This window comes from Methylobacterium sp. GC_Met_2, from assembly GCF_026540795.1.
In the GTDB taxonomy this organism is placed as follows: domain Bacteria; phylum Pseudomonadota; class Alphaproteobacteria; order Rhizobiales; family Beijerinckiaceae; genus Methylobacterium.
The window spans coordinates 17,151-38,044 of sequence record NZ_JALNUM010000003.1; the positions used below are offsets into that span (position 1 = coordinate 17,151).

Annotated in this window: 22 protein-coding genes; 11 read left to right on the forward strand and 11 right to left on the reverse strand. The window is 66.1% G+C overall.

What is annotated here, in order from left to right; all coding sequences use genetic code 11:
• The first annotated feature begins 41 nt into the window (after positions 1–41).
• Positions 42–467, forward strand: a complete 426-nt coding sequence (locus tag OXS49_RS01825) for an organic hydroperoxide resistance protein (RefSeq protein ID WP_244007565.1) — start codon at positions 42–44, stop codon at positions 465–467.
• A gap of 178 nt (positions 468–645) precedes the next feature.
• On the opposite strand, the gene OXS49_RS01830 is transcribed toward OXS49_RS01825, so the two are convergent.
• A complete protein-coding gene (locus OXS49_RS01830) occupies positions 646–3,816 on the reverse strand; it encodes an efflux RND transporter permease subunit (protein WP_267421220.1) in 3,171 nt (1,056 codons plus the stop codon).
• Positions 3,817–3,865: 49 nt separating this feature from the next.
• A complete protein-coding gene (locus OXS49_RS01835) occupies positions 3,866–5,140 on the reverse strand; it encodes an efflux RND transporter periplasmic adaptor subunit (protein WP_267421222.1) in 1,275 nt (424 codons plus the stop codon).
• Between the two features lie 382 nt (positions 5,141–5,522).
• On the opposite strand from OXS49_RS01835, the gene OXS49_RS01840 reads away from it, so the two are divergent.
• Together OXS49_RS01840 and OXS49_RS01845 are read left to right on the forward strand one after the other, a co-directional pair.
• Positions 5,523–5,750, forward strand: a complete 228-nt coding sequence (locus OXS49_RS01840) for an HOOK family protein (RefSeq protein ID WP_244007559.1) — start codon at positions 5,523–5,525, stop codon at positions 5,748–5,750.
• Between the two features lie 424 nt (positions 5,751–6,174).
• Entirely contained in the window at positions 6,175–6,354 is a 180-nt protein-coding gene (locus OXS49_RS01845; RefSeq protein WP_244007557.1) for a hypothetical protein, read from the forward strand.
• 355 nt (positions 6,355–6,709) lie between these two features.
• On the opposite strand, the gene OXS49_RS01850 is transcribed toward OXS49_RS01845, so the two are convergent.
• Genes OXS49_RS01850 through OXS49_RS33505 form a run of 3 tightly spaced genes read right to left on the reverse strand, consistent with a single transcriptional unit; the run spans position 6,710 to position 8,668 of the window.
• On the reverse strand, positions 6,710–6,928 hold the full coding sequence (locus OXS49_RS01850; RefSeq protein ID WP_244007555.1) for a hypothetical protein: 219 nt from the start codon (positions 6,926–6,928) through the stop codon (positions 6,710–6,712).
• Positions 6,921–7,535, reverse strand: coding sequence for a cysteine hydrolase (locus OXS49_RS01855; RefSeq protein ID WP_267421226.1), 615 nt, complete (start codon positions 7,533–7,535; stop codon positions 6,921–6,923). The genes OXS49_RS01850 and OXS49_RS01855 overlap by 8 nt, the downstream gene beginning before the upstream one ends.
• On the reverse strand, positions 7,532–8,668 hold the full coding sequence (locus tag OXS49_RS33505; protein WP_276081337.1) for a GNAT family N-acetyltransferase: 1,137 nt from the start codon (positions 8,666–8,668) through the stop codon (positions 7,532–7,534). Before OXS49_RS33505 ends, OXS49_RS01855 begins: the two co-directional genes overlap by 4 nt.
• Positions 8,669–8,879: 211 nt before the next feature.
• Between OXS49_RS33505 and OXS49_RS01865 the strand changes: the two genes are divergently transcribed.
• From OXS49_RS01865 to ureG, 7 genes are all read left to right on the forward strand, one after another.
• Positions 8,880–9,893: a LysR family transcriptional regulator gene (locus OXS49_RS01865; RefSeq protein ID WP_244007551.1), complete on the forward strand. Its 1,014-nt coding sequence runs from the start codon at positions 8,880–8,882 to the stop codon at positions 9,891–9,893.
• Between the two features lie 77 nt (positions 9,894–9,970).
• Positions 9,971–10,591 carry an urease subunit gamma gene (locus tag OXS49_RS01870; RefSeq protein ID WP_267421229.1) on the forward strand — a complete coding sequence of 207 codons (621 nt, stop codon included), beginning with the start codon at positions 9,971–9,973 and terminating at the stop codon, positions 10,589–10,591.
• A 2-nt stretch (positions 10,592–10,593) separates the two neighbouring features.
• Positions 10,594–12,321 (forward strand): urease subunit alpha, encoded by a 1,728-nt coding sequence (gene ureC / locus OXS49_RS01875; protein WP_244007547.1) that lies wholly within the window; start codon positions 10,594–10,596, stop codon positions 12,319–12,321.
• A 33-nt stretch (positions 12,322–12,354) separates the two neighbouring features.
• Positions 12,355–12,504: a DUF29 family protein gene (locus tag OXS49_RS01880; protein WP_267421232.1), complete on the forward strand. Its 150-nt coding sequence runs from the start codon at positions 12,355–12,357 to the stop codon at positions 12,502–12,504.
• Positions 12,501–12,977 (forward strand): urease accessory protein UreE, encoded by a 477-nt coding sequence (locus tag OXS49_RS01885; protein WP_267421234.1) that lies wholly within the window; start codon positions 12,501–12,503, stop codon positions 12,975–12,977. Before OXS49_RS01880 ends, OXS49_RS01885 begins: the two co-directional genes overlap by 4 nt.
• Entirely contained in the window at positions 12,964–13,653 is a 690-nt protein-coding gene (locus tag OXS49_RS01890) for an urease accessory protein UreF (RefSeq protein ID WP_267421260.1), read from the forward strand. Before OXS49_RS01885 ends, OXS49_RS01890 begins: the two co-directional genes overlap by 14 nt.
• Positions 13,654–13,662: 9 nt before the next feature.
• The gene (ureG, locus tag OXS49_RS01895; RefSeq protein ID WP_244006802.1) at positions 13,663–14,286 is read left to right on the forward strand and encodes an urease accessory protein UreG; all 624 of its coding nucleotides are present in this window, start codon (positions 13,663–13,665) and stop codon (positions 14,284–14,286) included.
• A 101-nt stretch (positions 14,287–14,387) separates the two neighbouring features.
• Here the strand turns inward: ureG and OXS49_RS01900 are convergent, their stop codons facing one another.
• From OXS49_RS01900 to OXS49_RS01920, 5 genes are all read right to left on the reverse strand, one after another.
• Positions 14,388–14,612, reverse strand: a complete 225-nt coding sequence (locus OXS49_RS01900; protein ID WP_267421271.1) for a hypothetical protein — start codon at positions 14,610–14,612, stop codon at positions 14,388–14,390.
• A gap of 488 nt (positions 14,613–15,100) precedes the next feature.
• Positions 15,101–15,874, reverse strand: coding sequence for an ABC transporter permease subunit (locus OXS49_RS01905; RefSeq protein WP_244006803.1), 774 nt, complete (start codon positions 15,872–15,874; stop codon positions 15,101–15,103).
• Positions 15,871–16,779, reverse strand: a complete 909-nt coding sequence (locus tag OXS49_RS01910; protein ID WP_267421274.1) for an ABC transporter permease subunit — start codon at positions 16,777–16,779, stop codon at positions 15,871–15,873. Before OXS49_RS01910 ends, OXS49_RS01905 begins: the two co-directional genes overlap by 4 nt.
• Positions 16,776–17,831 carry an ABC transporter ATP-binding protein gene (locus OXS49_RS01915; protein ID WP_267421275.1) on the reverse strand — a complete coding sequence of 352 codons (1,056 nt, stop codon included), beginning with the start codon at positions 17,829–17,831 and terminating at the stop codon, positions 16,776–16,778. The genes OXS49_RS01910 and OXS49_RS01915 overlap by 4 nt, the downstream gene beginning before the upstream one ends.
• 4 nt (positions 17,832–17,835) lie before the next feature.
• The gene (locus OXS49_RS01920) at positions 17,836–18,522 is read right to left on the reverse strand and encodes a Crp/Fnr family transcriptional regulator (RefSeq protein WP_243920013.1); all 687 of its coding nucleotides are present in this window, start codon (positions 18,520–18,522) and stop codon (positions 17,836–17,838) included.
• A gap of 230 nt (positions 18,523–18,752) precedes the next feature.
• On the opposite strand from OXS49_RS01920, the gene OXS49_RS01925 reads away from it, so the two are divergent.
• Positions 18,753–19,685, forward strand: coding sequence for a UDP-3-O-acyl-N-acetylglucosamine deacetylase (locus OXS49_RS01925; protein WP_267421486.1), 933 nt, complete (start codon positions 18,753–18,755; stop codon positions 19,683–19,685).
• Positions 19,686–19,713: 28 nt separating this feature from the next.
• Here OXS49_RS01925 and OXS49_RS01930 read toward each other — a convergent pair whose 3' ends face one another.
• A complete protein-coding gene (locus OXS49_RS01930; RefSeq protein ID WP_267421277.1) occupies positions 19,714–20,781 on the reverse strand; it encodes an HD domain-containing phosphohydrolase in 1,068 nt (355 codons plus the stop codon).
• Positions 20,782–20,894: the final 113 nt, after the last annotated feature.

Sequence of the window (20,894 nt, forward strand, 5' to 3'; positions counted from 1 at the left end):
GGCCCCTAGTTGGCGACCCTCATTCGCAACAGGAGATCCGCATGTCCGTAGACGTGAAGTACCGCACGACCGCGACTGCCACCGGGGGCCGCGACGGCGCCGCCCGCACCGCCGACGGCAGTTTCGAGGTCAAGCTCGCGACCCCGAAGGAGCTTGGCGGCGCCGGCGGTCCGGGCGCGAACCCGGAGCAGCTCTTCGCATCGGGCTACTCGGCTTGCTTCCTCGGCGCGATGAAGGCCGTAGCGCCCTCACTGCAGCTCAAGGTCCCGGCCGACACCAGCGTGACCGCCGAGGTCGGCATCGGCCCGCGCTCCGAAGGCGGTTTCGGCATCACCGCCGATCTGACGATCAGCCTGCCTGGTCTCGACCACGCCGATGCGCAGAAGCTCGTGGACGCCGCCCATCAGGTCTGCCCGTACTCGAACGCCACCCGCGGCAACGTCAATGTCGGGCTGAAGATCGCCTGAAGCATCTACCGATGCGGGCTTCGCTTAGGCGAAACCCGCATCGAAGGCGCCGCAGGCCATCTCTCCGGATGGAGCCTGCCGATTCTCATGCGGCCTTCCGACTAGACTTTCAGCAACGCCATTCAATGCGACGCTCAAATGCTTCGCCGCGTTCACTGACGGCGGCTCGATCCCAGCTTCACTCGGCCGCGCGCAGTGTCGGTGGTCCGCGGACCTCCTCCACCGGCTCGGCTTCGGTTCCTTCGTGCGCGGCATCTACGGTCGCCGGCTTGTCCCCATAGGAGAAGCGGTGGGCCAGCCGGTCGAGGTAGATGTAAATCACCGGCGTCGTGAACAGCGTCAGGATCTGGCTGACGGCCAGGCCACCGACCATCGCGTACCCCAGCGGCTGCCGGATTTCGGATCCGGTCCCATGGGCGAACATCAGCGGGATGCCGCCCAGCAGCGCCGCCATGGTGGTCATCAGGATCGGGCGGAAGCGCAGCAGGGCAGCCTTCCGGATTGCCTCTTCGGGGCTGAGACCCTCCTCGCGCTCGGCCACGATCGCGAAGTCGACCAGCATGATGCCGTTCTTCTTCACGATGCCGATCAGCAGGATGATCCCGATGAGCGCGATCAGGCTGAAATCGTACCCCGCCCACATCAGCACCGCGAGCGCGCCGACGCCGGCAGAGGGCAGCGTCGACAGGATGGTGATCGGGTGGATGAAGCTCTCGTACAGGATGCCGAGGATCAGGTAGACCACGAACAGGGCCGCGAGGATCAGCAACGGCACGGTCGAGAGCGATTGCTGGAACGCCTGGGCGGTGCCCTGGAATCCGCTCATCACCGTGGGCGGCACCTGCAACTCGCGCATCGCCTGCGCGATCGCCTCGGTGGCCTGCCCCAGCGCTACGTCGGGGGCGAGGTTGAAGCTGATCGTCACCGCCGGAAACTGGCCCTGATGGTTCACGGCCAGCGGCGCCACCGGCACGGTCGTCCAGTGCGCGAAGGCTGCGAGCGGCACTTGCCCACCGCCGTTGGGCGCCTTGATGTAGATCTTGTCGAGGCTTTCGACCGTACCCTGCAAAACGGGCAGCACCTCCAGCACCACGTGATAGCTGTTGAGCTGTGTGAAGTACTGGGCGATCTGCCGCTGGCCGAACGCGTCGTAGAGCGTGTCGTCGATCAGCTGGGGCGTGATGCCGTACCGAGAGGCCGCGTCGCGGTCGATCGACAGGGTCAGGGTCGTGCCGCGGGTCTGCTGGTCGGTGGCGACGTCGCGCAGCTCGCGCAGGGTCTTCATTTTGTCGAGGATTTTCGGCGCCCAGGTGTTCAGCTCACCGAGATCTGGATCCTGAAGTGTGTACTCAAACTGCGTGCGCGAGGTGCGCCCGCCGGTGCGCACGTCCTGCGTCGCCTGGATGTAGGTGCGGATGCCCTCAACCTGTTCGAGTTTCGGGCGTAAGCGCCCGATGACCTGGAAAGCATTGACGTCACGTTCGTCGCGCGGCTTGAGCGTGATGTACATCCGCCCGGAATTGAGTGCCTGACCATTGCCGCCGAGCGACATGCCGACGGTGGCAATCGCCGGATCGGCCTGGACGATGGCGCCGACCTTTTCCTGCAGCGTCTTCATCGCCGAGAACGAGATATCTTGCCCTGCCTCGGTGACGCCGATCATGAAGCCGGTGTCTTGCTGCGGGAAGAAGCCCTTCGGGATCGCCACGAACAGGTAGCCGGTCAGCGCCAGCGTGGCGAAGAAGACCAGCAGCGTCACCTTGCGGAAGCGCAGGGCCACGTCGAGGGCATCCTCGTAGACGGACAGCAGCCAGTCGAAGCCGGCCTCGCTCATCCGGTAGAGGCGGCCGTGCCGCTCGGCGCCGTGAGCTTTCAACAGGCGCGAGGCCATCATCGGTGTGAGCGTCAGCGACACGAAGGCCGAAACCGCGATCGTCATCGACAGCACCACGGCGAATTCGCGGAACAGCCGGCCGATGATGCCGCCCATCAGCAGTAGCGGGATCAGCACCGCGATCAGCGACACCGAGATCGACACGATGGTGAAGCCGATTTCGCCCGCGCCCTTGAACGCGGCCTCCATGGGCCGCATCCCCTCCTCGATGTAGCGGCTGATGTTCTCCAGCACGACGATGGCGTCGTCGACCACGAAGCCCACCGAGATGGTCAGCGCCATCAGCGAAAGGTTATCGAGCGTGTAGCCGGCCATCCACATCAGCGCGCAGGCGCCGAGCAGCGCGAGCGGCACCGTCACGCTCGGGATCACGGTCGCCCAGAAGCTGCGCAGGAACACGAAGATCACCGCCACCACAAGCACGATGGTGAGCAGCAGCGTGAACTGCACGTCCTCGACCGACGCGCGGATGGTCTGCGTGCGGTCGCTCAGGATGCCGATCTTGATGCCGGCCGGCAGCGTCGCGGTCAGCTGGGGCAGCTGCGCCTTGATGCTGTCCACCGTGTCGATGACGTTGGCGCCCGGCTGCTTGAACACCACGAGGAAAACGCCGCGCTTGCCGTTGGTCCAGCCCGCCTGCTTGGTGTCCTCCGGCCCGGCAACCGCGTGGCCGATGTCGCGCACGCGCAAGGGTGCGCCGTTCTGGTAGGCGACGATCACGTCGTTCCAGTTCTTCGCCGCCGTGAGCTGGTCGTTGGCGTAGATCGTGTAGCTGTGGCTGCCGCCGTCGATGCTGCCCTTGGGGTTGTTCACCGTGGTCAGGGTGAGCTGCGTGCGCACGTCCTCGAGCGAAAGATTCTTCGCCACGAGCTTGGCCGGATCGACCTGGATGCGGATCGCCGGCTTCTGCTGGCCGCCGATGAAAACCTGCGCCACGCCGGAAATCTGGCTGATCCGTTGGGCGAGCTGCACGTCAACCGCATCGTCCACGTCGATGAGCGGCATCGTGTCGGATGTGGCCGAGAGCAGGAGGATCGGCGAGTCGGCCGGGTTGACTTTCCGATATGTCGGCGGTGTCGGCAGGTTCTTCGGAAGCTGGCCGCTGGCGGCGTTGATCGCCGCCTGGACGTCGCTCGCCGCTCCATCGATGTTTCGGTTGAGGTCGAACTGAACCGTGATCGACGAGATCCCGAGGGAACTCTGCGACGTCATCTGTGCGACGCCGGGAATCTGCGAGAACTGCCGTTCCAGGGGCTGCGCCACGGAAGACGCCATGGTCTCCGGGCTCGCGCCGGGCAGCTGCGCCGTGACCTGGATCGTTGGAAAGTCCACCTGCGGCAGCGGCGCGACGCCCAGCAGCGGATAGGCCACCACCCCGAGGAACAGGATGCCGACCATGATCAGCGTGGTCGCGACCGGGAAGCGGATGAAGGGCGCCGAGATGCCGCCTTTCATCGCCGGGCCCCGCGCATGTGCCGATCCATCGTTTGAGCGAATCGGCGCATCAGCGGTGCGCCTCCATCTTGGGTGTGGACGTCGCCGCCTGCGTTGCCCCGGGGGCATGCGCCTCAGCGACGAGACTGCCGTCCTGCACCTTGTACTGGCCGGCCGTGATCACGCGCTCGCCCGGCTTCAACTCGTCGCCGAGGATCTGCGTACGGCCGGCATCGGACCGCCCGGCCTTGAGGGACACCTGATGCGCGTGATCGGACTCGTCCACCACGAAGGCGAACAACCCGTCGGGCCCGTGCTGGATCGCATTGTCGGGCACGGTCGTGGCCAGCGCAACGATCCCGACCCGCATCTTTGTCGAGACCGACAGGCCCGGCCAGAGCGCGTGGTTCTGGTTCTCGTACACGGCCTTGAGGCGAATGGTGCCGGTCGCGGTGTCGACTTGATTGTTGAACAAAGCGAGCTTGCCGTCCGCCAGCTTGGTGAGCCCGTCCGTACTCCAGGCCTCAACCGGAACGTCCCCCGTCCGCATCGCGGCAGTGATCGCAGGAAGCTGATCCTCCGGCGCGGTGAACACCACGAAGATCGGCTCGACCTGGGTGATTGTCACGATCGGGGTCTGGCCCGCGGCGGTGACGATGTTGCCGATATCGACCTGCCGGAAGCCCGTCACACCCGCGATCGGAGCGCGGATCGTGGCGTAGCCGAGCTGGGTCGTAGCGTTGTCGATCGAAGCCTGATCGGAGACGACCTGCGCGGTTAGTTGCGCGACGAGCGCGGTCTGCGTCTCGGTCTGCTGCCGCGACGCGTAGGCTCCGAGGCCCGTGTAGCGGACAAGATCCGCCTTGGCGTTGTTCAGGGTTGCGGTGTCCTGATCCTTCTTGGCCTTGGCCTGATCCAGGGTTGCCTGATAGGGGCGCGGGTCGACCTGAACGAGCACATCGCCTTTGTGCACGGTCTGGCCCTCGCGGAAGGCGACCTGCTGGATCTCACCGTCGACGCGGGTTCGGACCTGCACGGTGTTGTAGGCCTGCACCGTTCCGAGACCGTTGGTCATCAGCGCGAACGGACCTTGTGCAACGGTCCCGAGTGTGACCGGCACCGATCGCGGTGCTGCGACCTTCGGTTTCGCCACGGGCTGGTTGACGCGCGTGTAGCCATAGGCTCCACCGCCCGCGACGGCGAGCAGGACCAAGATCAGGCCGAAGCCGCGAGACCGCTTCGGCCTCCCGCCGGACGCGTTACGCCGCGATTCACTTGCGCCAGGCACCGCCTCGATCGCATCGGATCGATATCCGGCACGATGATCCGCATCGTCGCTCAGCATGCGTTCACGCCCGCTCTCCGAGCCGCCCGTCGAGCGGATTGACGTATTTTGCATTCATTAGCATACAATCCGAGCGATCGTCACCGATGCGGTCGATTGACCTGGCTGATCCTGCGCGACGCCGACCGCTGCGAGAAGCCTGTTCGCGAAGCTCAACAGCGATACGAGAGCATTGTACCGCGCCGGTTTTATGCCATCCCTTTTTCCGGATCGCCTATCATGAATCCGGAGGCGTAAATCCCACGCCGCGCGCTCCACCGAACACCGAGAACGCACCGAGCAGGTGCAAATGAGAGTGCAGCAGGATAGCTTCGACGCCTCCGCATTCCTCTCTCCCTCAGGCCATCGCCGTCGCGATGCCGTTCCAAAATCCGAAAGCTGCATGGCCCAGACGCTGGAACTGGACGGGTTGAACGAACTGCGTGCCGCGCTCGTCGAGGAGCGGCAGATCATCGTAGCGTCGGTGCGAAAGCTGCGCGAGACGCGGCGGCAGAAGGGCTCGTTCGTTCTCGGCGACGGATCCGAGGCCGGGCCGCGCTTCGTGGCGGTGCAGCAGCAGATCGATGTGATCGAAGCCGTCATCGCCACGTTGACCGGATCCCAGGCTTGAGTCGCCGCGCTCGTGGAGCGTCCGGCGATCCGGGCGCGGGCTGCTCACGGCGCAAGTCCGTAAAGTGCTCCGGTGTCCGAGATGTTTCTGTCACCGCGTGGCCTAGAAACGCAGCGTCGGGCTTGTCCGAGGCTCGGGTCAACTCTATCCGACAATAGATGGTCGCTTTCCCCGCCGACGAACAGATTTACCTCGCTTTCGTGCTGTAAAAACTTCGCAATCAGAGGCGGCTAAGTCGCTTTATTTGTGATTCAGCTGTTATTTGTCCATCGGCACAGCCGAGCCGGCGCGGCGTCGCATCTGCGGCCTGAGCCGCTTTCCGCGTGACGATGGGGCCCTTTGTCGAATACCTTGGGCAGGTCGAGCTGGACCGGCTGGGCGCTGGCCTGTAGCGGACAGCGGATCGAAGCACGGAAAGCTTACGATGGACGCCGTCGATAAAACCCTATCGCCCCGCGATGTCGACGCCCACGATGCGTTGCGGCGCGACCCCGCCACGATCGCGCTTTGGCACGCCCTCGACATGAATCGGCAGGCGCGCGACGAGCGCACGGAACGGCTGCGCACGATGCGGCTGGTCTGCGGCGAGGACGAGCGGGCCTAGTCCAAGGGCTGTACGCGGACGCCGGTTCGGCGTGAGAGCGCGCGTCTGCGCGATGTCTTCGCGCTGTGTCCGATTGCGATGCGCACGGTACATGTCGGTCGTCTGGCGAAAGGGTCGGTGAGCGCGACGGGACCATTTTCCCCATGCGGGCTACGACATCCACATTTCGGGGTCGAATCCCGCGATGCCACCTAGACCTGGCACGCGGGGCCAGGGGTTCTGGGTCTCCGCACCGGCGCTTGAGGCGCCCGGCATCGTGCGAAGTCGCAAGCCCGCACAAGACCCGGGGTTTGCGCCTCATTCGGCGACGGCAGCCGCACGGTCGTGCAGCGATCGCAGGGGGATCGCCCACGGCTCACCCCTCGTGCGAAACACTATCCTCGACCCGGGATGCCAGCGCGAACCCCACAGCCATGGCCATGGCCTCGGCATGGGCGATCAGCGCGGGATCCCCGGCTTCTCTGGCCGCCTGGAGGAGTTCGATCGCGTGATGTCCAAGGCGGAGGTCGATCTCGGTATCGCCCGCGCGCAAAGCTGCATCGCCGGCACCGTCGTTCTGGATTCGATCAATCATTGGCATGGGTCGAGTTGGGGGCGAACGCAGACGGGCTGAAGGGTGACGAAGCAGCAATCCAGCTTTGGGTGCTCATGACATCGCCGAAGGCGCGCAGGACCGCGCTGACCGAACGGTGGATATCGGCGGGGGTGATCCCGTCGAGGCCGTGGCTCGCCGAGGCGTCGCTCAGGAAGGTGATGTCCTGGCCGCGGTGGAAGCCGTCGATTGCGGTGGCGAGGCATGCGGCCTCGCCGGCGAAGCCCGCGATGACCAGTGGCGGAGAGCCCCGCTCCATCACGTCGGCGAAGGCGGGGCTGGCGTAGCAGGAGGGCCGGTCCCGATCGAAGATCATGTCGCAGCCCTGCGGCTCGAAGCCCTCGATCCAGCGGGCGAAGCGGGTGCCCGCCTGGAACAGCGGCCCCCCGATCCAGCGGACGTAGGCGACCTGGATGCCGCTTTCTCGGGCATGGTCGAGGGCAAGCCGGCAATTCGAGAGCGCCGGGCCGATGCTCGGAAGCGCCAGCGGCCGGCCCGCGACCTCGTATTCTTGCTGCATGTCGACCAGCACCAGCACCGGGACGCTGCGCGGTCGCCGGTAGAGCGCCGGATTGATCTGGCGCGTCACAGGGCAGCCGTCCTGTCGATGGAGGGCCGGGTCACGGCGCGGGTCCGCGAGCGGTCGAGTGCACCCGCCCGGTGCCAACGCCCCTCCGGCCGGATGATGACGTAGGGATCGACGCCGATGCTAATGGCCTGAGGGTGGCGCTCGGCTTCGAGCAGCATCTCAACGTAGTCGAAGTCGGAGAAGACCAATTCCTGAGCGCCCTCGAACACCCGGAAGCCGAAGCGGCTCCAGAAGCCGACCAGGCGCTTCTGCGCGTGACCGTAGAGGCGGCGGTAGCCCTTGACCCGGGCGAGTTCGATGCCGGCGCGAACCAGGGCGAAGGCCATGCGGGTGTTGCGATATTCGGCCCGCACCGCCAAACGTTCGATCTTGGCGAAATCCGCGAAGAAGCGGATACGCAGGCAGCCGGCGGGCTCGTCGCCGACGTAGCCGATCAGGTGGGTGGCCGAGAGGTCGTTGCCGTCGAACTCCTCCTCGTACGGGCAGGCCTGCTCGGCCATGTAGACGGCGGAGCGCAGGGCGATGACACGGGCGAGATCCTCCATGCTTCGCGCCACGGCGACGCTGGTTCCATGGCCGCCGGGGCGGTGGCTGTCGTAGCTCGGCGCGGCCTCGGGCTTCGATCCGCGGGCGAAGTGGTAGAGGCCGCCCTGCGCAGCGCTCGGCGGAGCGAAGCCCAGCGTCGTCAGAAGCGCGGCACCCTCCGGCGTGGCGGCGCGGGCGTAGAAATCGACGCCCTGATAGTTCGGGCTGGACAGGCGATCGAAAACCAACCCGACTCCGCCGGCTAAGCGTCGGCGCGCATAGACCGCCCAGACATAGATGCCCGCCGGACGTTCGTGCTGACCCGCGAGCATCGCCACCGGCGGCTCGGCCGCGTCGAAAGTGCCCGCCTTGAGTGCGGAGAGCCCTGCCGCGTTCAACATCAAGCAGGCGACGAAGCCCTCACCCTGGGGTGCCGCAGCGTCGAACTTGTGACGCTGCGCAATCGCCAAGACGCTATCTGGATTGTGCGACATCACCCGCTGCACGGTCCGGAGCGGCGCAAGATCCGGCAGGTCGGTCCCAGCGGCCGCGATGAGCCGATCGAGGTCGCCCGGCGCAGGCATGAAGATCACCAGATGGCGGGCCAACCGATCGATCCGGAGGGCGCCGAGGTCATGCCGGTGCCGTGGGGAGATCTGGGACGGATCAAGTCGTGCCGGGTCTCCGGCAACGAATAGGGATCGATCGATGTGCACCGTCATCGGATGACCTAACATTCGCCTGCGGATTGACGGTTCAGCACTTCGCATCTAGCGCTCGCGCTGTATGTGCAAAAATTGGAACAGGGGTGTTCCGTAAATGGAACAGGTCGCGGCAGCCTTGGGCGCCATGCCCGACTGGCAGAGCATCCGGGTGTTCCTGATCCTCGAACGCGCCGGGAGCTTCCGGTCGGCGGCCGCCCAACTCGGCGTGTCGGTCAACTCGGTCCGCCGGAGGGTCGGCGATCTCGAAGCCCTGATCGGCGCGCCCCTGCTCACCCGCCACGTGGACGGCATTCGCCTGACCGCTGAGGGACGCGCGATCTTGGATGCCGCCAGCCGCATGGAGGAGGCAGCGTTCGGGCTTGTTCGGGCGGGCGAGTCGGCGCCGTTCTCAGAAGCCGGGGAGGTTCGGATCGCGGTCACCGAGGGGCTCGGCGCTTTCTGGCTCGCGCCGCGGCTGGTCGAGTTCCAGCGGGCGAACCCGCGCCTCACCGTCGATCTACGCTGCGCGATGGAATCCGCCGATGTCCTTCGGCTCGAAGCCGACATCGCGATCCAGCTGACGCGGCCAACCAGCCCGGACTTGAGGATCGTCAAGCTCGGGCGGATCCACCTGCTCCCCTACGCGGCCAGGGAGTACGAGGAGACCTACGGTCTTCCCGCGGCTCCGGAGGATCTCGCGCGCCACAGGATTGTTGTTCAGGCAAGCAGCCAGACGATCCGCCTGGAGGATTACAACCGCGACATCCCCGGTTTCCCCGCCTCGATCCCCATCGCTTTGAAGATCAATGTCAGCAGCGCGTATTATTGGGCGATCGCCAAAGGGGCGGGGATCGGCCTGCTACCGACTTACGCGAGCGCGATCGGGGCTCGAGTCGTCCCGGTGGACAATCTCGGCCGGTACAGCCTCGATATCTGGCTGACTTACCATCCCGACGTCGAACGGATCGAGCGGGTACGCCGGACCATCGCCTGGGTTCGCGCCGCCTTTGATCCCAAGCGGTATCCCTGGTTCCAGGACGCGTTCATCCACCCTCGGGACCTGCCGAGCGCCATCAAGGGCGCGCCCCTGCCTGATTTGTTCGCCGGCTTTACCGGCATGACGCCCTGAGCGGAGCCGGCTGCGACACCCTTGACCGCGCCGCGCGCATGATCCTTGCTCCCGCCGTCACGACGACGAGGTTGCCCGTGCTGCTGACACCCCGCGAGAAGGACAAGCTGCTGATCGCCATGGCGGCCCAGGTGGCGCGCAACCGCCTGGCACGCGGCGTGAAGCTCAACCATCCGGAGGCCGTGGCGCTGATCAGCGACTTTGTCGTCGAGGGCGCCCGGGACGGCCTCACCGTTGCCGAGCTGATGCAGGCGGGCGCCACCGTGCTGACCGTCGATCAGGTGATGGAGGGTGTGTCCGAGATGATCTCCAACATCCAGGTCGAGGCGACGTTCCCGGACGGAACCAAGCTGGTCACCGTCCATCACCCGATTCGCGGCGCGGCCTCGTCCGACGTGCCCGGTTCGGTGACGACGCTGCCTGGCGAGATCGTCTTCAACGCCGGCGCGGAACGCACCGTGATCGAGGTCGCCAACACGGGCGATCGGCCGATCCAGGTCGGATCACATTATCATTTCTTCGAAGTCAATCCGGGCCTCGTCTTCGCGCGCGAGCAAGCCCGCGGCAAACGCCTCGACATCGCCCCCGGAACCGCCGTCCGTTTCGAGCCCGGCTCGACCCGGGAGGTTGCGCTGGTGCCGCTCTCGGGCGGACGCACTGTCTACGGCTTCCGTGGCGACGTGATGGGCAAGCTGTGAGCATGGCCAACACTCCGAAGCCAGCGAGTCTCCCCCGCGCCGCCTATGCCGACATGTTCGGCCCCACGGTCGGCGACCGCATCCGCCTCGCCGATACGAGCCTGGAGATCACCGTCGAGCGCGATTTCACCACCTATGGGGAGGAGGTAAAATTCGGCGGCGGCAAGGTCATCCGCGACGGCATGGGCCAGAGCCAGGTGACGAATGCCGGCGGCGCCGTCGACACCGTGATCACCAATGCCGTCGTGCTCGATCACTGGGGCATCGTGAAATGCGATGTTGGGATCGTGCATGGCCGGATCTTCAGGCTTGGCAAGGCCGGAAATCCGGACGTTCAGCCGGGCGTCGACATCGTGGTCGGCCCCGGCACCGAGGTCATCGCGGGCGAGGGCAAGATCCTCACCGCCGGCGGCTTCGACAGCCACATCCACTTCATTTGCCCGCAGCAGATCGAAGAGGCTTTGTGCTCGGGCGTCACCACGATGCTCGGTGGCGGCACCGGGCCGGCGCACGGCACCTTCGCTACCACATGCACCCCCGGCCCCTGGCACATCGCCCGGATGATCGAGGCTGCCGACGCCTTCCCGATGAACCTCGCCTTTGCCGGCAAGGGCAACGCCGCCCGGCCGGAAAGCCTCGTCGAGATGGTCCGGGCCGGCGCCTGTGCGCTGAAGCTCCACGAGGATTGGGGGACGACGCCGGCCGCGATCGATACCTGCCTATCGGTGGCCGACGCCCACGACATCCAGGTCATGATTCACACCGACACGCTCAACGAGTCGGGCTTCGTCGAGGATACGATCGCGGCCTTCAAGGGCCGGACCATCCACGCCTTCCACACCGAGGGCGCGGGCGGCGGCCACGCACCCGACATCATCAAGGTGGCCGGGCTGCCCAACGTGCTGCCCTCCTCCACCAACCCGACGCGGCCGTACACGCGCAACACCATCGACGAGCATCTCGATATGCTGATGGTGTGCCACCACCTCGACCCGTCGATCCCAGAAGACCTTGCCTTCGCGGAAAGCCGGATCCGGCGCGAGACCATCGCGGCCGAGGACATCCTGCACGATCTCGGCGCACTCTCGATGATGTCCTCGGACAGCCAGGCCATGGGCCGGGTCGGCGAGGTCATCATTCGTACGTGGCAGACCGCCGACAAGATGAAACGGCAGCGTGGCGCGTTGGCCGGCGACAGCTCGGGGACCGACAACCTGCGCGCCCGCCGCTACATCGCGAAGTACACGATCAATCCCGCCATCGCGCACGGGATCTCCAAGCACATCGGTTCGGTGGAACCGGGCAAGCTCGCCGATCTGGTCCTGTGGACCCCGGCGTTCTTCGGGGTGAAGCCCGATCTCATCCTCAAGGGCGGCAGCATCGCAGCGGCGCCGATGGGTGATCCCAACGCCTCGATCCCGACGCCCCAGCCGGTGCATTACCGCCCGATGTTCGGCGCCTACGGCCGGGCGCCCTTTGCCACCGCCCTCACCTTCGTGTCCGGCGCCGCCATCGCGGACGGCCTGCGTGAGCGCCTCGGCGTCCAGAAGGAGCTGGTCGCGGTGGAGAACGTCCGGGGCGGCATCTCCAAGGCCAGCATGGTGCTGAACGATGCCACACCGGTGATCGAGGTCGATCCCGAGACCTACGATGTTCGTGCCGACGGAGAATTGCTGGTCTGCGAGCCCGCCGAGGTGCTGCCGATGGCGCAGCGCTACTTCCTGTTTTGAAGTTCCATTGGTCAAGGTAACAATAGGCCCGGAATGACCAAGGCCGACTTGAGCGGCTGGGCCAAGGACCAGGCACAGCTTCTGCGTGAAATGCGCTTCGACGAACGCGATGTGCCGAACCTGACCGATGAGGTGCTGACCTTGGATTTTATGCCACTTGCGCTGAGTTCCCTGGCGCCATGAACCGCGCCACCCGCGTTCTCCGTTGCGATACCCTCTCGGGCGGCGAGATCATCGACCGGGTGGTCCTCGACCATGGCGACCGCCATCGGAGGCGTGTTGCCATGCGGGGCGTCGGCGGGCTCGGCTTCCTGCTCGATCTGCCCGCACCTGCCGTGCTGGAGGACGGCGACGCCCTCGTCCTCGACGACGGCCGCTTAGTCTGGGTCGAAGCGGCGGTGGAACGCCTTCTTGAGATCCGGGCGCCGAACGATCTGACCCTCAAGCGCCTCATCTGGCACATCGGCAACCGGCACATTCCGGCCGAGATCGGTGCGGACGCAATCTGGATCGCCGACGATCACGTACTTGCCGCGATGGTCAGGGGCCTCGGCGGCACCGCGGTCCACGTGGAGCGGCCCTTCCAACCCGAAGGTGGCGCCTACGCGGGCGGTCACGATCATGGCCACCACGACCATTCCCATGCTGGTAGTTGAAATGCCGGACGCGCTCCGATTGATGGCTTGGCTGTCGCCGGGCTATCCGGTCGGCGCCTATGCATATTCGCATGGCCTGGAATGGGCCGCCGAAGCCGGCGACATCCGTGACGAGGCGAGTCTCCTGAGCTGGCTGGGGGATGTCTGCGCGTACGGATCGCTGCGCAACGACCTCATTCTGGCGCGCCATGCCCATCGGGCCGCGCACGCTGAGGATGGAGACGCGCTGTCCTCGCTCAACGATCTCGCCCTGGCTTTGGCCCCGTCTCGTGAGCTGCATCTGGAGACGAGTCAGCAGGGCCGCAGCTTCCTGGACGCGACCCTCGGGGCGTGGCCCTGCCCATCCCTGTCGGCCGTGGCCCCTCACCTGTCGGGCCCGGTCGCCTATCCCGTAGCGGTCGGCGCTTCCGCCGGAGCGCACGGCTTGGCACCCGAGGCTACGCTCGCCGCCTATGGGCTCGCCTTCATGCAGAACCTCGTCTCGGCGGCCCTACGGGCGGCACCGGTCGGTCAAACGGCCGGCACACGGATCATCGCAGCCCTTGCTCCGCGCTTAGTCGCATTGGCGATCCGGGCCAAGGACGCGGATCTCGATGCTCTCGGCGCGGCAACGATCCGCCTCGATCTCGGCTCCTTCCGTCACGAGACCCAGTATTCCCGCATCTTCCGATCTTGAGCGCGCAGCATGACCCCATCGAACGGACCACTTCGCGTCGGAATCGGCGGTCCTGTCGGATCCGGTAAGACCGCCCTTATGGAGCAGCTCTGCAAGCGCTTTCGAGACCGCTACGAGATCTGCGCGATCACCAATGACATCTATACCAAGGAGGATGCGCGGATCCTCACCGTGGCGGGCGCGCTTCCGGAGGAACGCATCCTCGGCGTTGAGACCGGCGGCTGTCCGCACACGGCGATCCGCGAGGACGCCTCCATCAACCTCGCCGCCGTGGCCGAGATGAGTCGGCGCTTTCCGAAGCTCGATCTGGTCCTCATCGAATCCGGCGGCGACAACCTCGCGGCGACCTTCTCGCCGGAACTTGCCGATATCACCCTCTATGTGATCGACGTCGCTGGGGGCGAGAAAATTCCGCGCAAGGGCGGTCCCGGCATCACGCGGTCTGACTTGCTGATCGTCAACAAGACCGACCTCGCGCCGTTGGTCGGAGCGGACCTGTCGGTCATGGAGGCTGATACGCAGCGGATGCGGGGGACACGGCCCTACGTGTTCGCGTCCCTGCGCGAAGGAACTGGCGCCGACAGAGTCGCGCGTTTCATCGAGGAAGCGGGTGGGTTGGGTGCGGGCCGCTAGTGCATCGATCCAGACGGAGGCGTCAGCAGAGTCTGGAAAAATTTATGCAAAACCAAAGAACTAGTGCTCACTCGCATGAACGAGGTGAATGCGTCAGAGCACTAGCGACCCGCCTGAGCGGAGCGCGACCGTACCGCATGGGCCGTTGGCACGCCCATCAACCCATCCAGGCGGCTCATGCGGGCGTCGAAGTCGCGGAGCACAGTGTCGCGCGTTTTGAGGGCGGCGTTGGGCGGAGGCTTGATCGGTCCCCGTGCCGGCTGGGCTTCGGCGACCGGGGCGACGAGACAAGCAATCAGGGTAATCAGGGTCAGCGTGCGGGCCATGGGTGACGTGCCTCACCATCTGCCGTGTCTGAGACGGGTCTCACATCCATAAGCGCGGCCAAACCGTAGCCGTGTGCGGCAGCACACGATTCGGTGATTGATGCTGTCCGCGCGCTGCGACTGACAGCCAATGAAGACTGATCCAACCCGAATTATCAGGCACTTTTGGATAGTATAGCGCATACAAAATATGCAGCCGCTCTCCGTTAAATTTTTGATCGGTATCCTAATAGGCTTTTTATTGCTGAGCCAGGTCTAGTTTTCGTCTTTGGGCTCCCGCTTCTCCTGCCTTGATTGGTCTCGAGTGTTCCGGCCACCTCGGCTCGATGGCGCTGATCATCTAGGCAGACCTGGGGATCGTAAGCGCGAAATTCGGCGATGAGCATCGCGCTTCCCACTGCTCTGGTCCGCTTCGCGCTGACGATTGGCTTCCATACGCGTCAGTCGTGAGATGGGCCTGGAGCCAGGGTCCGCGTGAAGGCTCGGCGTCAGCGGTTTTCCTGGCGCGCCGTCAGCCAGGACGCGACCAGCACCGCCGCGCTCACAAGGCCGACAAGCATGGTCGAAGCCGCGTTGATCTCCGGGTTCACGCCGAGCCGGACGCGGCTGTAGAGGCGCATCGGCAGCGTCGTCGAGCCTGGACCCGAGACGAAGCTTGCGATGACCAGATCGTCAAGCGACAGGGTGAAGGCGAGGAGCGCCCCGGCCACCAGGGCCGGCGCAAGCAGCGGCAGGGTGATGGTCATCAGCACCTGCATCGGCCCAGCGCCGAGGTCGGCCGCGGCCTCCTCCAGTGACCGGTCGAGGCCGCGCAGGCGCGCCGCCACCACTACGGCCACGAACCCGGTACAGAAGGTGGCGTGCGCGATCACGATGGTGAGCAGGCTGCGGTCGAGACCGATGCCGATGAACATCAGCAGGAGCGACAGGCCGATCATCACCTCCGGCATGACGATCGGTCCGAGAACGAGGCCGGTGAAAAGGGCCCTGCCCCGGAAGCGGCGCTGCCGCTCCAGCACCAGCGCGGCCAGTGTGCCGAGCAGAGTCGCGATCAAGCTCGCCAGAACCGCGACCTTCAGCGACACCCAGGCCGAGGCGAGCAGCGGCGCGTCGGACAGCAGTTCAACGTACCAACGGGTCGAGAATCCCCCCCACACGGTGACCAGCGGCGAGGCGTTGAACGAGTAGCCGATCAACACCAAAATCGGCGCGTAGAGGAAGATGAGCCCGGCCATCAAGGCGGTGCGCGTCACCCAGGTCACGAACCCTCCTCGCCTGCCTGCAGGCTGTCGCGGAACAGCACGACCGGGACGATCACGATGGCGAGGATCAGGACGGCGACCGCGGAGGCCAGCGGCCAATCCCGGTTCGAAAAGAACTCGGTCCACAGCACACGGCCGAGCATCAGGGTCTCCGAGCTGCCGAGGAAATCCGGGATGATGAACTCGCCCACCATGGGGATGAAGCACAGGCCGGCACCGGCCACGATACCCGGCACGCTGAGTGGCAGCGTCACGCTCCAGAACACCCGCGTCGGCGAGGCGCCGAGATCCGCGGCGGCGTCTCGGAGGGTGGGATCGAGACGGTTCATCACCGCGTAGAGCGGCAGCACCATGAAAGGCAGATAGGCGTAGACGAGGCCGATCATCACCGCCGCGTCGGTGTTCAGGATTGTCAGCGGCGCGCTGATCAGTCCGAGCCGGAGCAGAATGAGGTTGAGGAGTCCTTCGGACTTCAGGATCGCGATCCAAGCGTAGACGCGGATCAGGAAGCTCGTCCAGAACGGGACGACCACGAGCGCGACCAGCAAGGGCTGCCAGCGCGATGGCGCCCGCGCCAGTGCGTAGGCCAGCGGCGTGCCGGTCGCCACGAGGATGGCGCTTGCGAGCGCCGCATAGCCCAGGGAGCCGAGGGCGGCGTCGCGGTAGAACGGGTCGGCATAGAGGGTAGCGTAATTGTCGAGGTTCAGGGCTTCGAGGAAACTCGACCAACCGTCGAGGCCACCGTGCCAGTCGAGGACCGGCAGGTAGGGCGGTATGGCGGTCGCCGGCTCCGACAGGCTGATCTTGAGCGTGATCGCGAAGGGCAGAAAAAAGAAGATGGTCAGCCACAGGAAGGGCGGCAGGCGAAGCAGCCGATCGAACACAGGGCGCCGCAATTCCCTCATGCCGGAAGGATCATCGCTGCCTTGACTGCGAAGCTAACGTGGGTCTCCGACCCTGACGGTATAGGCGCGTTGGTCGAGCGCGTGCTCGCCCGCAAGGGGGATCCGTCCGGCAGGCGCAGGGTGGAGCGCAGGCGATCGCCCAGGAAGGTCGTCTCGGTGACCGTGACCGGGAGGCCCTCAGCGCCGAGCACCAGGTCCTCCGGGCGCACCGCCACCACCACCGCGGCACCCTTGGCCAAAGAAGCCGCCACGATCCCTTGGATCGGACCATGCGCGGTCTCAACGAAACGGTCGTCCCCGGATCCGTGCCGGCCGAGGCGCCCGGGTATCAGGTTCACATCGCCCAGGAGGCCTGCGACGTATCGGTTGGCCGGCCGCCTGTAGAGCTCGGCCGGCGGCCCGATCTGGACCAGCCGTCCGGCCTCCATGACGCCGATCCGATCGGCAAGCATCATCGCCTCTTCGGGATCGTGCGTTACGACCACGAAGGCGGTCCCGAGGCGACGCTGCACGGCGCGCAGTTCGCCCTGGGTTTCCTCGCGCAGGCCCCGGTCGAGGGCACCGAGGGGCTCGTCGAGGAGCAGAAGCTTCGGTTCTCGAGCGAGCGCCCGAGCCAGGGCGACACGCTGCCGCTGGCCGCCCGAAAGCGTCTCGGGACGGCGTCCGCCGAAGCCTTCGAGGCGCACGAGGCGCAGAAGATCTGCCACCCGCGCGGCGACAGCGGCCTTACCGATTCCCTTGAGGCCGTAGGCGATATTGTCCGCCACGCTCATATGCGGGAACAGCGCGTAGGACTGGAACATCATGTTCACCGGGCGCCGATGCGGCGGCAGCCCGGAGAGATCTTGGTCGCCCAGCTGGATCCGGCCGGCACTCGGCCGCTCGAATCCTGCGATGAGGCGCAGGAGGGTGCTCTTGCCGCAGCCGGATGGCCCGAGCAGGCAGAAGAACTCGCCGGGTTCCAGCGTGAGCGTTACGTCATCGACGGCCCGGTCGTGGCCAAAATCCTTGGTCAGGCCGTCCAGGACTAATCGCGGCGGCGGGCTCGACAAGAGATCAGGAATCCTCGCGCAGCGCTTCGGCAACGCGCGCTTCGAGCAGATCGGGCCTGCGCAGAACGAGCGCGCCGCGGGTTCTGTCGACCAAGCCCTCGGCGGCCATCGCGGTAAATTCGCGGGTGACCTGCTCACGTCGGCAGCCGATCCGCGCCGCCAGCACGTGATGGTAAGGCGGCGGCGAGACCACCCGCTCGCCCGAGGTGCCCGACCGGGGCACCGAGAGGCGCAGCAGCTCGGCATAGAGGCGGTGCTTCAGGTCGAGCAACGCGTGTTCCATCAGCCGGGTGTTCAGCTCGCGCACGCGCTTGGCCAGCAGGCGGAATAGACGATCGGCGATGGCCTCCGAGGCGAACACCATCTGCCGGAACACCGAAGCTGGCACCACGCAGACCTCGCCGCGGGTCAGCGCCGTCACGTTGGCGGAACGGCCGATCCCGTCGATGGCGGCCAACTCGCCGAAGAACGCGCCGCCCCGCATCTCGCCGAGGATCACCTCCTTGCCGGATTGGGTCCGATTGAGGATGCGGACCTCGCCGGAGGCGATGAAATAGACGTCGGTCGAGATGTCGTCGAAGTCGACCAGGACTTCGTTCTCGTCGAAGCGACGCCAGTGGCAGCGGGACTCGTACGCGCTGAGCTCGATTCCCGGATCCTTGAAGAAGGGTATCGTCCCCAGCCGCGCCATCAATCCGGTTCCCTCAACGCCAGTCCGGCCTTCATTCCTGCCCGAACGGGTGCCGGCCGCAGATCTGGGGACGAAGGCAGCCCGGGCACCGCCGCAATGGCGCTCAGCCCTCGGGCCGAGGGGATCGTGACCGTCACGGGCTGGCCGGTCAAGCCGGCCTCGGGTGAACAGGAGTTTATTAGCGTGGATCAGGATATTTGAGCTACACGCCGAAGCCGCCGCAGCGGGCGGTGCCGATTCATCGTGCCTTGTCGATCACACGTCTCAATCCTGGCGCGATCTGGTTCGCCCCGCACAACCAGGCTAACCGGCAACAAGCCACGCTGGCGCTACCCTTCGAGCGATCCGGGCGAAGCCTCCATTCCGGTCGATACGCCACTGTCCGGGTTTGTCCGGCACCGGTGGGTCACGGCATCGTCTTCCGCCGCCGGCTGAAGGATGGACGCACCATCGACGTGCCGGCTCTCTGGCAGTACCGCGAATCGCAGCCCCTGTCCTCGGCACTCCGGCGCGAGGGCGTCCTCGTTCGTACGATCGAGCACCTCCTGGCATCGCTGAGTGCCCTCCAGATCGACAATGCGCTGGTCGAGATCGACGCCGACGAGTTGCCGATCTTCGACGGCAGCGCCACGCCCTGGTGCGAGGCGATCCGCGCAGCGGGGCGACGCGAGCAGCCACACGGCTGCCGGCCCATTCGGGTGCTGCGCGCCGTGTCGGTCAGGAGTGGGCGGCGGTCTATCCGGATCGAACCCGGCACCGGCCTCCACGTCACGGGACATATCGAGCTGGCGTATATCGGGGCCCTTGACTGGTCCGGCGCGATCACGCCCGAGACGTTCGAGCGGGAGATCGCACCGTCGCGGAGTTTCGGCCGATACGTGCGCGCCATGGCGGGGCGGGCCTTCGGCTACGTGACGGGCCGGGATTTCTTGCAGGGCGTCTCGACCGCCTCCGCCGCGCTCCTGATCCGCGATCGGGTGCTCGGCGGCCTACGCATCCCGGACGAACCCGTGCGTCATCGCGTCCTCGACCTCGTCGGTGACCTCGCTCTGACGGGCCATTGGGTCGAGGGCAAAGTCACTGCCTGCCACACCGGGCATGAGTTGAATCACGCCCTCGTGGCGGCGCTGATGCTGGACCGGGCAGCCTGGGAGCTGGCCTGAGGCCGGGGGGCTGGTGAGCCTTCGGCGGTCAGGCCGAGGCGCGCTGCGGCACGTCGCACGCGCTGGCGACAGCCGCGAAGGCGCGCACGAGATCGCCGTCGAGCTTCGCCCCCATAGACTTGAGGATCGCATAGGCCTCCCGAGCCGGTTTCGGAGCCTTGTAGGGCCGCGCCTCGATCAGCGCCGCGAAGATGTCGGCGATCGTGATCAGACGCACGAGGTCTGGGATCTCCTGACCGCAAAGGCCATCCGGGTAACCCGACCCGTCGAGGTACTCATGATGCGAGCGAACGACCGCCATGGTCAGGGGATCGTAATTCCCGTTCACCAGCATCGCGTGGCCGATGGCGGGGTGGCGATCCATTTCCCGCCGCTCCTCGGGCGTCAGCGGCGCCGGCTTGTTCAGGATGGCGCGCGGGATCTTCGCCTTACCGATATCGTGGAGCAGCGCGCCTTTGACCAGATGGCGCGAATCAGACTCGTTGAGACCCAGCGTCCGCGCGAATTCCGCAGCCAGTCCGGCCACACTCAGGCAATGGCGATGCGTGTTGTCGTCGAAGCTCGCGACCACCGCGAGCCAGTCGCGGATCTTAGTCTCGCGGATCGCCTGATTGACGAGCGCGGCGCCTGATTCGACCGTCGCCGCGCTCGGCGGTCCGTCGGCGCGGAAGATGCTGGCAAAGACCTCCCGGGCTGCCGCGGCCTGTTCATTCAGATTGATGCGCTTTGTTGGCTGCGCCGCGCCGACCGCCGTCAGGCCGGCGACCGTATTCAGCAGCAGGGCATGCGCTGCGGAGGCCGGCAGAACCCGGGTCGCACCCAGAGCTATAGCCTGGATCTCGCCGCGACCGAGATTGCCGTGGACGAGCGCCAGGAACGGCGTATCTGGGCTGCGCGCGACCGTAAGGGCCTGGCGCAGGCGACGAACGGACTCGGAGGTCAGCGCGCTGACGTCGCTGATGATCAGACCGGATCCCGCAGGCGGTGCGTCATCGCCGTAGAGGTCATGCAGCAAAACGCCCGCATCGGCGCCGAGATTGCGGGCCAATCGTTCGCCGCGGCCCAAATCGTCGGTCAGGATCAGAGTCCGACGCAAGACTTGATTCCTTTCAATCCCGGGCCAAGCCCGAATCGGTCAGATCAGGGCAGGACCAACCAAAGCATGCAATGGCGCTGCGGTCTGCTGCTATGTCCGACACCATACCTGCG

What these genes read in the sequence shown, in the direction of transcription:
- OXS49_RS01890 (WP_267421260.1), top strand. Translation starts at nt 12,964, where the DNA reads ATGCTGGTAGTTGAAATGCCGGACGCGCTCCGATTGATGGCTTGGCTG.
- OXS49_RS01920 (WP_243920013.1), bottom strand. Translation starts at nt 18,522, where the DNA reads ATGGCGCGGCTGGGGACGATACCCTTCTTCAAGGATCCGGGAATCGAG.
- OXS49_RS01885 (WP_267421234.1), top strand. Translation starts at nt 12,501, where the DNA reads ATGAACCGCGCCACCCGCGTTCTCCGTTGCGATACCCTCTCGGGCGGC.
- ureG (WP_244006802.1), top strand. Translation starts at nt 13,663, where the DNA reads ATGACCCCATCGAACGGACCACTTCGCGTCGGAATCGGCGGTCCTGTC.
- OXS49_RS01850 (WP_244007555.1), bottom strand. Translation starts at nt 6,928, where the DNA reads ATGATTGATCGAATCCAGAACGACGGTGCCGGCGATGCAGCTTTGCGC.
- OXS49_RS01865 (WP_244007551.1), top strand. Translation starts at nt 8,880, where the DNA reads ATGGAACAGGTCGCGGCAGCCTTGGGCGCCATGCCCGACTGGCAGAGC.
- OXS49_RS01840 (WP_244007559.1), top strand. Translation starts at nt 5,523, where the DNA reads ATGGCCCAGACGCTGGAACTGGACGGGTTGAACGAACTGCGTGCCGCG.
- OXS49_RS01900 (WP_267421271.1), bottom strand. Translation starts at nt 14,612, where the DNA reads ATGGCCCGCACGCTGACCCTGATTACCCTGATTGCTTGTCTCGTCGCC.
- OXS49_RS01830 (WP_267421220.1), bottom strand. Translation starts at nt 3,816, where the DNA reads ATGAAAGGCGGCATCTCGGCGCCCTTCATCCGCTTCCCGGTCGCGACC.
- OXS49_RS01835 (WP_267421222.1), bottom strand. Translation starts at nt 5,140, where the DNA reads ATGCTGAGCGACGATGCGGATCATCGTGCCGGATATCGATCCGATGCG.
- OXS49_RS01910 (WP_267421274.1), bottom strand. Translation starts at nt 16,779, where the DNA reads ATGAGGGAATTGCGGCGCCCTGTGTTCGATCGGCTGCTTCGCCTGCCG.
- OXS49_RS01825 (WP_244007565.1), top strand. Translation starts at nt 42, where the DNA reads ATGTCCGTAGACGTGAAGTACCGCACGACCGCGACTGCCACCGGGGGC.
- OXS49_RS01880 (WP_267421232.1), top strand. Translation starts at nt 12,355, where the DNA reads ATGACCAAGGCCGACTTGAGCGGCTGGGCCAAGGACCAGGCACAGCTT.
- ureC (WP_244007547.1), top strand. Translation starts at nt 10,594, where the DNA reads ATGGCCAACACTCCGAAGCCAGCGAGTCTCCCCCGCGCCGCCTATGCC.
- OXS49_RS01845 (WP_244007557.1), top strand. Translation starts at nt 6,175, where the DNA reads ATGGACGCCGTCGATAAAACCCTATCGCCCCGCGATGTCGACGCCCAC.